At 68.1% G+C, this 12,212-nt stretch carries 12 protein-coding genes; 6 read left to right on the plus strand and 6 right to left on the minus strand.

What is annotated here, in order from left to right:
• The first annotated feature begins 39 nt into the window (after nt 1-39).
• From DMC64_RS22920 to DMC64_RS22925, 3 genes are all read left to right on the plus strand, one after another.
• Nucleotides 40-2,952, plus strand: coding sequence for a BTAD domain-containing putative transcriptional regulator (locus DMC64_RS22920; RefSeq protein WP_125735226.1), 2,913 nt, complete (start codon nt 40-42; stop codon nt 2,950-2,952).
• 81 nt (nt 2,953-3,033) lie between these two features.
• Nucleotides 3,034-3,156 (plus strand): hypothetical protein, encoded by a 123-nt coding sequence (locus tag DMC64_RS43545; protein WP_005155025.1) that lies wholly within the window; start codon nt 3,034-3,036, stop codon nt 3,154-3,156.
• A gap of 54 nt (nt 3,157-3,210) precedes the next feature.
• Entirely contained in the window at nt 3,211-4,284 is a 1,074-nt protein-coding gene (locus tag DMC64_RS22925) for a SagB/ThcOx family dehydrogenase (protein ID WP_125735227.1), read from the plus strand.
• 145 nt (nt 4,285-4,429) lie between these two features.
• Here DMC64_RS22925 and DMC64_RS22930 read toward each other — a convergent pair whose 3' ends face one another.
• From DMC64_RS22930 to DMC64_RS22945, 4 genes are all read right to left on the minus strand, one after another.
• Entirely contained in the window at nt 4,430-5,611 is a 1,182-nt protein-coding gene (locus tag DMC64_RS22930) for an HNH endonuclease signature motif containing protein (protein ID WP_125735373.1), read from the minus strand.
• A 218-nt stretch (nt 5,612-5,829) separates the two neighbouring features.
• A complete protein-coding gene (locus DMC64_RS22935; protein WP_125735228.1) occupies nt 5,830-6,417 on the minus strand; it encodes a DUF305 domain-containing protein in 588 nt (195 codons plus the stop codon).
• Between the two features lie 47 nt (nt 6,418-6,464).
• On the minus strand, nt 6,465-6,836 hold the full coding sequence (locus DMC64_RS22940; protein ID WP_125735229.1) for a DUF6153 family protein: 372 nt from the start codon (nt 6,834-6,836) through the stop codon (nt 6,465-6,467).
• Between the two features lie 19 nt (nt 6,837-6,855).
• Nucleotides 6,856-7,227, minus strand: coding sequence for a metalloregulator ArsR/SmtB family transcription factor (locus tag DMC64_RS22945; protein ID WP_037344985.1), 372 nt, complete (start codon nt 7,225-7,227; stop codon nt 6,856-6,858).
• A 75-nt stretch (nt 7,228-7,302) separates the two neighbouring features.
• Here DMC64_RS22945 and DMC64_RS22950 point away from each other — a divergent pair, with 75 nt between their 5' ends.
• Together DMC64_RS22950 and DMC64_RS22955 are read left to right on the plus strand one after the other, a co-directional pair.
• Nucleotides 7,303-8,289, plus strand: coding sequence for a cation diffusion facilitator family transporter (locus DMC64_RS22950; protein ID WP_199755063.1), 987 nt, complete (start codon nt 7,303-7,305; stop codon nt 8,287-8,289).
• Entirely contained in the window at nt 8,286-9,332 is a 1,047-nt protein-coding gene (locus tag DMC64_RS22955) for a winged helix DNA-binding domain-containing protein (protein WP_125735230.1), read from the plus strand. Before DMC64_RS22950 ends, DMC64_RS22955 begins: the two co-directional genes overlap by 4 nt.
• Here the strand turns inward: DMC64_RS22955 and DMC64_RS22960 are convergent.
• Nucleotides 9,325-10,482 (minus strand): epoxide hydrolase family protein, encoded by a 1,158-nt coding sequence (locus DMC64_RS22960; protein ID WP_125735231.1) that lies wholly within the window; start codon nt 10,480-10,482, stop codon nt 9,325-9,327. The two genes, DMC64_RS22955 and DMC64_RS22960, sit on opposite strands and share 8 nt — an antisense overlap.
• A gap of 78 nt (nt 10,483-10,560) precedes the next feature.
• On the opposite strand from DMC64_RS22960, the gene DMC64_RS22965 reads away from it, so the two are divergent.
• A complete protein-coding gene (locus DMC64_RS22965; protein WP_125735232.1) occupies nt 10,561-10,953 on the plus strand; it encodes an NUDIX hydrolase in 393 nt (130 codons plus the stop codon).
• Here DMC64_RS22965 and DMC64_RS22970 read toward each other — a convergent pair.
• Nucleotides 10,931-12,136, minus strand: coding sequence for an MFS transporter (locus tag DMC64_RS22970; protein ID WP_125735233.1), 1,206 nt, complete (start codon nt 12,134-12,136; stop codon nt 10,931-10,933). The genes DMC64_RS22965 and DMC64_RS22970 overlap by 23 nt on opposite strands.
• Between the last annotated feature and the right edge of the window lie 76 nt (nt 12,137-12,212).

The raw sequence follows: 12,212 nt of genomic DNA on the forward strand, positions 1-12,212 counted from the left end.
GCGTGAGCACGCTCACGGCCTCGGACGACATAGTCGCATATGACCGCTGATCGTCTACCCGATTCGGCGGGATCGCCTCGAACCGCCGTCCAGAGTTCCCAGCTCGGCTTCTCCGTTCTCGGCCCGCTCGAAGCCGAAGTCGACGGCGTCCCCGTCCGGCTGGGCGGGCGCCGCGAACAGCGTCTCCTCGCCGCTTTGCTGATCAACGCGGGCCGGCTGGTCCCGGTGTCGTACCTGATCGGCACGATGTGGCCCGAGAATCCGCCGAAGACCGCGGTCCGCCAGGTCAGCAACGCGATCGCGCGGCTCCGGCACGACCTCGGCGTGGCCCGGTCCGCCGTGGTCACCACCGGTTCGGCGTACCGCGTCGTCATCAGCAGCGCCTCGCTCGACTCAGTCCGCTTCGAAGCCGACTACAACCAGGGCGCCGAACTCCTCGCGGCCGGGCTGATCTCGCAGGCGGCCGCCAAACTGGCCGACGCGCTCGCGCTCTGGCGCGGCCCGGCGTTCGACGGTCTCGAGGGCGACGCCATCGAGCAGACGGCGCGACGCCTCGACGAAGAACGCCTCGCCGCCAGTGAGCTCCTCATCGGCGCCAGGCTCCGGCTCGGCGAGACCGAGGCGGCGGCTCGCGAGGCCTTCGACCTCGCCGCCTGGCATCCCACCCGCGAGACCCTGCAATGCCTCACCATGCTGGCGCTCTACCGGGCAGGCCGCGCCGCCGACGCGCTCCGGACGTTCGACCGGACCAGGATCGCGCTCGCCGAGGAACTCGGCGTCGACCCGAGTGCCGAGCTGAGCGCGCTCCACCAGCAGATCCTGCGCGCCGACGCCGAGCTGATGGAGGACGGCGCCCTCGTCCGGTACGGCGTCGGCGGGCTCCGGGCCGGGATGGACACCGGCGGGCGACGCGAGGACGCGGACGCGCAGAAGGCGCTCTTCCCCCGTCCCGCGCAGCTTCCCGCGGACCTCCCCGCGTTCGGCGGCCGCGCCACGGAACTGCGGACCGTCCTCGAAATCGGCCAGGACGACTCCTCGGCGGGGCCGCGGCTGATCGCGATCGACGGCATGCCCGGGGTCGGGAAGACCGCGCTGGCCGTCCACGCCGCGCACCGGCTCGCCCCGTTGTTCCCGGACGGGCAGCTGTTCGTGAACCTCGAAGGGTTTTCGCCCGCCGGAGACCCCGTCGACCCGGGGACCGCGCTCGAGGCGCTGCTGCGGTCGCTCGGCATCCAGGGTTCGGACATTCCCGCCGGGACCGAGCAGCGCGCGGCGCTGTTCCGCAGCTGCCTCGCCGGCAAACGGGTGCTCCTGGTGCTGGACAACGCCATCGGGGCGGCGCAGGTGAACCCGCTGCTGCCCGGTGCGGCGAGCTGCTGTGTGCTGATCACCAGCCGTACCCGGCTCGTGGACCTCGACGGCGCCGAACTGCTCTCGCTGGAACCGTTCAGCCGGGCCGACGCGGTGGACCTGCTCGGCCGGATCGTCGGGCCCTCCCGGTTGAAGCGCGAATCCCCCGACGCGGCCGATCAGGTCGCGAGCCTGTGCGGCGATCTCCCGCTCGCGCTGGCCGTCACGGCGAGCAGGCTGCGCGCGCGGGCGTCGTGGACGCTCGACTTCGTCGCCAGGCAGCTGCGCGACGAGCGGAACCGGTTCGGCGAGCTCACCGCCGGCGAACGCGACGTCGCGGGCGCGTTCCGAGTGTCCTATCTGAACTTGACCGAGACCGAACGGCGGGTGTTCCGCCGGTTGAGCCACCATCCCGGTGCGGCGTTCGATCTGCACTCGACGGCGGCCTTGGCGGAAGTCGACCTCGCCGAGGCCCGACGGCTCGCCGAACGTCTCGTCGACGTGAACCTCCTGCGTCAGCCGTCGATGGACCGCTACGAGATGCATGACCTCCTCCGCAGCTACGGTCGCGAACTCCTGCTCGCCGAGGAGCCCGAGCACCAGCGCGAGGCGATGATGCGGCGGCTGTTCGACTACTACCGCAGCACCGTCGCGGCCGCGATGGACTTCATCGACCCGGATTCCGAGGAGGAACCGGGCGGCCTCGAGGTGCCGAAGAGCGAGTTCGGACAGTCCTTCGCCGACTACGACCAGGCCGCGCACTGGATGGACGCGCAATGGCAGAACGTGCTGCCGGTGGCCGTCGCGATGAACAACCATCAGCAGTACTCCGACCTCGTGCCCTTCTGTTCGGCGGTGTGGCGCTACTTCGACAACCGCGGCTACTACCGGCAGGCCAGGGAGCTGGAGACCCTCGCCCTGTCCGCCGCGCGGGTCACCGGGAACGTGGTCCTCGAGTACCAGGCGCTGCACATGTACGCGCTGACCCTGTGGCGGCTCAACGAGTTCACCGAGGCGAACCGGCTGTTCAACGAGGTGTTCGAACTGGCCGCGACCACCGGCGACATCCGGATGCAGTGCCGGGCCAGGGGCAATTCGGGGGTCACCCACTGGCTCAAGGGCGAGTCGGACGAGGCGATCGAGCACCTCGGCTGGGTCCGGGAGACCGCCCACGCGCACGGCAGCGTGCTCATCGAAGCCCGCGCCAGGCACCGGATCGGGCTGATCCACACCGAGAACAGGCGCTATCCCGAAGCCGCCGAGGAACTCGACCAGGCGCTGCGGCTGGCGCAGGAGAACGAATCGCCCGATCTCGAGGCGGAATGCTTTCTCGCCCTCGGTATCAATTCGCGCGGACTCGGTGACGGCGCGCTCGCGGTCAGTCAGTTGACGACCGCGGTGGAAGTGCTGGAATCGACCGGGAATCGCAGCATGCTGCCCATCGCCCACAAGGAGATGGCGTTCGCGTTCGACATTCTCGGTGAGCGACTGAATGCGGACCGTCATCGCCGGTTCGCATTGCGCCTCTACACCGATCTCGGCATTTCGGAGTCGCCAGAGGTTCGCGAACTCAAACAGCGCCTGAACGATTACTCGGCGTAATTAGCCGTTCTGCTCCGGTACTCTGTTGGCGTAGGTATATTCGCTTGACCGGAGTAACCGTTCACGGAGAGGATCGACGGCATGCACGATGAGGACGACGACGAGTTCTTGTACGAGCTCGAAGCGGAGTACAAGGCACAGAGCACCTGGGGCGGGTTCGAGCCGCCGCCGAACGGCGGGCCTCCTTTCCGCTCGCGACACTGAATCACCTGAAGTATTCGGAAAGTATTTACTGGGGACTGGGGCACAAGACATTCGATGCTGGTCAGGGTTTCCTCTTGCGGAACGCTCTATTGGTCCGATGGTGACGTCGTCTGGGACGATCACCTCGGACATCGCCAGCTCAAACTCGCCGATGGAACCGAACGCGTCCTGCGCTGGTTCAGTTCTTGGCGAGAACCGGAATCGGTCCGCGAAGCGGATGAGAATCCCGAGATCGGGGAAAGGCTCGTCCGTATCGCGCGAGCGATGATCCGGTACGAAGTACTGGTGGTCAAAGGTTCTCACCGGCAACAACGCGAAGAAGAGATCCTTCGGGATTGGGGCCCTTGGGGAACGTCCGCGCGGGCGTTTCACTTCGGCACGCGTTCGTTGCGCGAGACCGAGTTCACCACCAGCGAAACGACGGCGAAAACCTTGCTGGAGAAGGCGAAGGTCAGCCCTCCGCCTTCTCCGGTGAGGCCGGCGGGCGAGCACGACACGATCGCGTTGCCCGAACCGTCACCGGAACCACTGAACACGATCGGGCTCGGCGAGGCGCTGAGCCGGCGCAGAAGTGTCCGCGAGTTCGGTGAAGAACCCGTGCGGCTGCGCGATTTGAGCGCGCTTCTCACCGCGGCCAGGCCGACGAGGCCGGAAACGCATCCCGACATCCCCGCCACCGGGAACGTCTTCAAGACGAGCCCGTCGGGCGGGGCGCGGCATCCGACAGAGGTGTACGTCTACGCGAGGAACGTCGAGGACCTGGCCCAGGGCGTCTACCACTACGACGGCTTCCGGCACGGCCTCACGCCGCTGGACGGCAAGATCGACGACGACCAGCTGATCGCGCTCGCCGGCGACCAGCAGTGGACCGGGAACGCCGGCGCACTACTGATCTATACGAGCGTCATCGAGCGGAACCAGTGGAAGTACCCGGTGAGCCGCACGTATCGCGTGCTGCTGATGGACGTCGGCCACCTCAGCCAAACCGTGTACCTGCTGGCGACCGCGCTGGGCCTGAACGTCACGTTCACCGCCGCGCTCCGCGACGAACTGGTCGAGGACCTCATCGGGTGCGATCCGGCGAACGAGCTGGTGCTCGGTATGTCGGTGGTGGGCAATCGCCTGTGATGGCTTCGGTGATGGGGTGTGGCCGGATTTCGGCGACGAAGCCAGAAGTGGTTCCCAAGGCAGTCCCGCCTGGTCGGGTCTAGCCACGCAATCGGGACCTCGGGTGACTCACGCGCGCGAGCCGTGGCCATTTTCTGGCGAGGGCTCAGAACGGTGGCGCTTCGTCGCGGGGTTCGTGCAGCGGTGGAGGCGTGCTTTCGTAGCGCTGCCCCGTGGGCGTGGTGATCGTGAGAGTCCCGTCAGAACCCAACCGGTAGTCCCAGCCGGGTTCGTCCTTCAACCGATGATCACGGCGGCACAGATCGATCAGCTCGGTATCCGACGTATGGCCGCCGTGTTGCCAGGGCAGGGAATGGTCGAGGTCGCAAGCCTGGGCCACACGATGACACCCGGGTCTTCGGCACTCACGGTCCCGCACCCGCACGAACTCGCCCAATCCCGCCGTAGGCCGATACCGATCCCGGCCAAGATCGAGAACCTGCCCCGAGAGTGGGTCGGTGATGATCCGCCGCAACACCGTATTCGACCCGGACGCGATCTCCCGCGCCAACGACGCCGGAATATGCCCATGCCCGGCCATCTCAGCGGGATCATCGTTCAACCCGAGATAGGTGTTCAGGTCCATATAGAGAAACACTTCGGACCGTTCGCTCTTCCCGCCCTGACCACCCAGCAGAAGATCAAGGGCGACATCAGCACGCAACTGATCCAGGGTGCGCGTTTCCCCACCGGCCCGCAGGGCACGGGCTTCACGATCGACCCGCGTGTAGGCGGCAGCCACCTTCTCGGCGGGCCCGTCTTCGACTTCGATGGACGCCACCCCGGTGTCGCCCTGCCGTACCGTCAAACGACGTCCGCCGCGGTTCCGTTCGGCCCGGCGGGAGGCGCCGTCATGGTCGGCCATCATCGCCGCATGATTCGCCGCTTTCCGGATCTGATCGGAGTTCCGGCCCGGGATCCGATCTTCCAGGACCGCGTCCACCGCACGGGCGTCCTCGTCCGACAGCCAAGCAGTGGCCGTGGCGACTTTCATCGCCCCATAGCCGCCGACCTTCCCCTGATCGAGCAACCCCAACGTGCGCGGCAGCCGAGTCGTCAACGCCTCAGCCGTCGAGACCAGACCGGCAGCATGACCGTCCACAACGGACAGAGCGAACGCGACTTCCTGCACGACACTGGAAGCTCCATCGCGATGGCGGCTTAACCGACCCAAAGCACGGAACCGAACAGCCTCCAGCCGAGCGATCCCTTCTGACGCCGCGACGGCGGCATCCACGGCATCCTGATCCCCCAACGAATCCAGCGAAGCATTGACCTCCTTGAACAAATCCGACGAGGTGATTTCCTTCAAACGCGCCACAGTGGCGTTGAGTGTGTCCACACGCAGAACGTACAACCGACCACCGACAGTTTCCGAAACACAAGACGATCAAACCGCCCCTGAAATCAGAAACTGCGACACAACAACAACTTCTACCGGATCGCGATCACCCTGCACGCGAAGGAGGTGGCACGGGCCGATCCAAACCCGTGCCACCGCCCAACTCAGCCGAGCAGCGCCCGCATCTCGGTGATCTCGGCCTGCTGTCCGTCGATCACCTTCTGTGCCAAGGCCTTCACCTCGGCGTTACTACCCTGCTGCAGCGCGGTCTTCGCCATCTTAAGCGCGCCTTCGTGATGTTTGACCATCATTTCCAGCCACTGCTTGTCGAAGGCGGCGTCCTTGGCCTTGCCGAGTTTCGCGAGGTCGTCCTCGGTCATCATGCCGGCCGCAGAACCGTGCCCGGAGTGCTCACCCGACGGCGCCACTCCCCAGCCCTTCAACAATCCGTTCAGCTGCTGGATCTCCGGATCCTGCGCCTTCTGGATCCGGGCGGCGAGGTCGACGACCTTCGCGTTGCGAGTGCGGCCGTCGACGAGTTTCGCCATCTCGAGCGCCTGTTCGTGGTGCGGGATCATCCCTTGCGCGAACGTGACGTCGGCCTGGTTGTGGCCGGCCTGCTGAGGGTCCGGCGCCTTCACCGTGGACATGTCGTGCCCGGTGGAAGCGGTGTCGGAACTGGCGCATCCGGTGAGCACGGCGAAGGAGGCCAGAGCGGCGAGCGCCGCTCCGACCAGTTTCCTGCTGGTCATGGTTCTTCCTCGAGTCGGTTTCGGGTAGGGCGGGACGAACCCGCCTGTCACACCCGCAACACGCAAAGGAAGGACAACTTCTCCGGTACCGGTCTCCAGCGCGGCGGATCACGGCCCGCGGCCGAACCGCCTGCCCGCCGCGACTTCCACGTCGCCACCGTCCGTCCATTGCGGACGAGCAGCCAGGTGACGATCAGCAGCACTCCCGCGGCGAGCACCGCGAGACACAGGTGCAGTCCACTGTGTCCACCGTCGTCATGGGAAGGCGTGTCCGCGCAACACGGATCCGCCATCGCGACGGCGGAGTGCCCCGCGCCGTGGCCGGACTCGGCGACGACGTGGTGCATGCCGACGAGCCCCAGCGCCACGACGCACAGCAGCAGCCACCGCAGGGCCGCCGGGCACGAGGACTGGGTCACGGCTCCACCGTAGCCGGATTCAGTGCGCCGCCGGACGGTGGGGTTTCGCCGCCGAATGCAGTGCCGGGATGTCGCGATCGATGTGGTCGGCATGGAACAGCGCCTGCGCGAGCAGACCGCGGACGTGATCGTTGGCCGCCGAGTAGTAGACGAACGTCCCCTCACGCCGACCCTTCACCAGGCCCGCGAGCCGCAGTTTCGCGAGGTGCTGGCTGACCGCCGTCGGCGCCGCGCCCGCCAGCTCCGCGAGACAGGCGACCGAAGACTCGCCCTGCAGGAGCGCCCAGAGGACCTTCACCCTCGTCGGATCCGCGAGCAGCCGGAACGTCTCCGCGGCCAGGTGGACCTGCTCCTCGGTGGGCATCTCGAAATCCGGAACCGACTCGTGCATGCCAGGAGGATAGCCGCTATCCTTCTGCCTGCGTACCTGCATGACTGCGCAGGTAGCATGACAGTGAGGTGGAAGATGCCAGGGCATGGACACAGTCATGGCCACCAGACGGCGAAGAGCCGTCTCCGGCACCTCCTGACTCCGCACAGCCATGACAGCGCCGACCGTGTCGACAGCGCGTTGGAGACCAGCAAACGCGGCGTCCGGACGCTGATCTGGTCGTTCGCCGCCCTGTTCGTCACCGCCGTCGCCCAGCTCGTGCTCGTGCTGATCACCGGCTCCGTGGCCCTGCTCGGCGACACGATCCACAACTTCGCCGACGCGCTCACCGCGCTCCCCCTCGGCATCGCCTTCGTGCTCGGCCGCCGCGCCGCCACCCGCCGCTACACCTACGGGCTCGGCCGCGCCGAAGACCTGGCCGGCGTGCTCGTCGTCCTGCTCATCGCCGCCTCGGCCTTCCTCGCCGGGTACGAATCCGTCCAGCGGCTGCTCGATCCGCGTCCGGTCCAGCATCTGTGGGTGGTCGCGGCGGCGGGTGTCATCGGCTTCGCGGGCAACGAACTCGTGGCCAGGTACCGGATCACCGTCGGCCGCGAGATCGGGTCGGCCGCACTGGTCGCGGACGGCCTGCACGCCCGCACCGACGGGTTCACGTCGCTCGCGGTCGTGCTCGGCGCCGCCGGTGTCGCGTTCGGCTTCCCGATGGCCGACCCGATCATCGGTCTCGCCATCACCGTCGCGATCCTGTTCGTCCTGCGCGACGCGGCCAAGGAGGTCTTCCGCCGCCTGATGGACGCCGTCGACCCGGCCGACGTCGATCGCGCCGAACGCGCGGCCGCCGAGGTCCCCGGCGTGCTCGGCACACGGGACCTGCGGATGCGCTGGATCGGGCACAGCCTGCGCGCGGAGCTGGCGGTGTCGGTCGAGGCCGGGCTGACCGTCACCGAGGCGCACCGCCTCGCCCATCGTGTCGAGGCAAGGCTGCGCGAGGTCCTCCCTCGGCTCGCGGAAGCGGTCGTGCACACCGAACCGGTGAACGCCCATGAGATCGTCAATGGGTGACGCCGTCCGACAACGACATCCGCGCCGTCCGTGCCCACGCGCAACTGCTGACCGTTCCGGCGACGGACGTGCTCGCCGTCGCCCGATCCATCGCCGCCGTCCAGGCGCAGTCGACGCCTGCCGCGCGGCTCGCGTTCCGGGCCCGTAGCCGGGGCCTGACCGCCAAGGACATCGACACATCCCGCGAGGTCACGCGCACCTGGCTGATGCGCAAGACGCTCCACTTGGTGCCGACGGCGGATCTCCGCTGGCTGAACCGGCTGTTCGGTCCGCGTAACGTCCAGGCGGGGCAAGGACGCCGCCGTCAGCTGGGCCTCACCGACGAACTCTGCGAACGCGCGCTCACGAAGCTCCAGGATCTCTTGCCCGGCAAGGCACTCACTCGGCAAGAGATCCTCGACGGCCTGGCCGCCGACGGCATCGCGCTCGACGCGAAGTCCCAGGCCCCCGCCCACCTTCTGGCGTACGCGGCCAATCGCGGACTGCTATGCCGAGGCCACGACTCCGGAACGGAGCCGACGTACGTCCTCCTCGACGAATGGGCCACCGAAGGCCACGATCCGGCGGAACCGCATACGGAACTCGCCCACCGGTACCTGACCGCGTACGGGATCGCGACCGTCGAAGACTTCGTCGCTTGGTCCGGGCTCCCACTCGGCCTCTGCCGCAAGGCTTTCGCCGCACTGGACCTCGTGCCCGCCGGCGGCGGCTTCACCCTGTCGCAGACCGAGTTGTCCGCTCCCCCATGCCCTCCGCGTCTGCTCGGCGCCTTCGACACGTACCTGCTGGGCTACCGCGACCGCGCTCTGCTCCTCGACCCGGCCGAGGCGAAACGCGTCAACGCCGGCGGCGGGATGATCGCGCCGACCGTACTGGTCGACGGCAGGATCGCCGGAACCTGGCACACCAAGCGGACCGCGAAGCAGACGAAGGTCGTCGTGGAGCCCTTCGCCGTGCTTTCGCGATCCGCCATCACCGGCCTGGAGTCCGAAGTGGACGATTACGGCCGCTTTCTCGGCGAGACGGCCGTCCTCGTCATTTGAGGGACCGGAAGAACTCGCGAACGTCCGAGACCAGGATCTCGGGCTCTTCCAACGCCGCGAAATGCCCGCCGCGATCGACGTCGGTCCACCGCACGATCGTGTGGGCGTGCTCGGAGTACCGCCGGATCCCGACGTCGTGCGCGAAGATCAGCGCCGCCGTCGGCACGCCGGAATTCTTCTCGACGGCTCCCCAGGTTTCAGCCTGCGCGTAGCCGACGTACGCGGACGAAGCCGCGGTTCCGGTCAGCCAGGTGAACATGACGTTGGTCAGCAGCCGGTCCTTGCCGATGATCTCCTCCGGCAGCGTGGGGCGCGGATGCGTCCACTCGCGGAATTTGTCCATGATCCAGGCCAGCTGGGCGACCGGGGAGTCGACGAGCCCGTAGCCGAGGGTCTGCGGCCGCGTCGACTGGATCGCGATGTACCCGAACTCCTCCCGCATGAATGCCCTGATCCGCTCGATGCGATCGCGTTCGAGGTCGGTGAGCGAAGCGAGTTCCTCGTCCGACAACGACATCGGGGGCATCGGTGTCAGCCCGCCGTTGACGTGCACGCCGATCACCTTGTCCGGCGCGAACCTCGCCACCTCCGGCGACACCGAGGCGCCGAGGTCGCCGCCCTGCACGCCGTAGCGTTCGTAGCCGAGCCGGCGCATCAGTTCCGCCCATGCCCGGCCGATCCGCGGCATGGTCCACCCGGAATCCGAGACGGGGCCCGAAAAACCGAAGCCCGGAAGCGACGGGATCACGAGGTGGAACGCGTCCGCCGGGTCGCCGCCGTAGGCTTTCGGGTCCGTGAGCGGCCCGATGACGTCGAGGAACTCCACCACCGAACCCGGCCAGCCGTGCGTGAGGATCAGCGGCGTCGCGCCGGCTTCGGGCGAGCGGACGTGCAGGAAGTGGATCCGCTGCCCGTCGATGACCGTGGTGAACTGCGGATGACGGTTGATCTCGCGTTCGGCGGCGCGCCAGTCGTAGCCGTCGCGCCAGTATTCGGCGAGTCCGCGCAGCCAGGCCACCGGCACTCCGGTGTCCCAGCCGTCGCCGGGGAGCGGTGCGGGCCAGCGCGTGCCGTCGAGCTTCGCGTGCAGCTCGTCCAGCTGCTCCTGGGGGACGTCGAGGCGGAAGGGGCGGAGCTCGGTGTTTTCCATAAAGCCCACGTTACGAGCCATTGCGGACAGTTTCGGTCCTCGATCGGGAAGGTATTCCGAGTACGGGAAGATTCGCTCGTGACGGACAAGTACTTGGCATACGGCAGGCTCATCCGCGACGGGAAGATCCTGTTCATCCGGCGGCAGCCGTCGTCGTTCCTGGGCGGCCGCTGGGAACTGCCGGGCGGGACCGTCGAGCCCGGCGAGCGACCGGCCGAGACCGTGGTCCGCGAGTTCGCCGAGGAGACCGGGCTGACCGTCCACGTCACCGGCGAACGCGGCACCCACAGCTGGGACGACGTCGCGGGCAGGCCGATGCGGATCCACGCCGCGGTGTACGCGCTGGCCGAGGAGATCCCGGGCGAAGTCGTGCTCGATCCCGAGGAACACGACGCCTTCGTCTGGTGCGACCGGGAAGAAGCCGCGGGGCTCGATCTCGCGGAGCACTTCAGGCGGGCACTGGAGGACTGACTTCGAGGGCGGTCTCCGGCCTGGTCCGCTCGGCCCAGCGGACGGCGGGCGCGGTGAGCGTCCCCGCCAGCAGGAACAAGCCGCCCAGCACGATCCAGCCGGCCGTCCCGCCGACCAGGATCAGACCGGTCAGCAGTACCGGGCCGAGCATCCGGGCGATGGCCGTCCCCGCACCGAAGAGTCCTTGGTACTGCCCCTGTTTGCCGTCGGGCGCGAGACCGAAGCCGATCTCCCAGGAGCCCGCCGCCTGCGCCATCTCCCCCACCACCTGCAGCGCGGCGCCCGCGAGCAGCACCAGTGCCGCCGCCCACGCGGAATCGCCCATGGCGGAGAACGAGAAGATCAGGCAGGAGACGAAAAGCAGCAGTCCCGCGTGCCGGACGTAGCGGGAGGCGCCACGCAGACCGGTCACACCGCGCGCCACCCGCACCTGGAACACCACCACGCTCGCCGTGTTGAGCACCAGCATCGCCGAGACCAGCCAGCTCGGCGCCGCGGTCCGGGTCGAGATCCACAGCGGAAGGACCAGGCTGAACAGCGGCATGTAGAGCAGCATGATCATGTTGAGCAGCGCCAGAAGGGCGTACGGGCGGTCGCGGAGGACGGCCACGGACGGCTCGCCCGCCCGCATCGGCACCGGAGCCACCGAAGGCACCTTGCGGAGCACGAGCGCCGCGGCGACGAACGCCAGCGCGTCGACGACGAACACCGTCAGGAACGCTTCCCGCGTCCCGATCGCCAGCGCGATCCCGCCGAGCGCCGCGCCGATGGCGATCCCCGCGTTGGACATCGCCTGCAGCCGCGCGCGGAACGTCGTGCGCCCGGCGGGGTCGATCAAGCCGGCGAGCAGCGCCTGCCGTGCCGCGCCGAGACCGCATTGGAAACAGGCGTAGACGCAGGCCGCGATCACGAACGCGAAGACCGAGTCCACGAAGAGGAACGCCGTGACCGACGCGGCGGTGCCCAATGCCAGCAGGACGGCCGTGCCCTTCGGCCCGCGGCGGTCGGCCAGCTGCCCCAGCGCGACCCCGGCCACCGAGCCGACCGCCCAGCCCACGGTGAGGCCGAGCCCCACCTGCGCGGGCGAAAGCCCGACGATCAGTGTGAAGTACAGGGCCGAGGTGACGTAGTAGGCGCCGTCGCCGACGGAGCTGATCAGCTGGGCCGAGGTCAGTCGCTTCATATGCTCAAACTAAGCACCGGATTGGCCACATCCCAGCGCCAATATCCGCCAATCGGGATGGGCCAATATAACCTCG

It is taken from the genome of Amycolatopsis sp. WAC 04197 (assembly GCF_003947475.1).
Lineage (GTDB): Bacteria > Actinomycetota > Actinomycetes > Mycobacteriales > Pseudonocardiaceae > Amycolatopsis > Amycolatopsis japonica.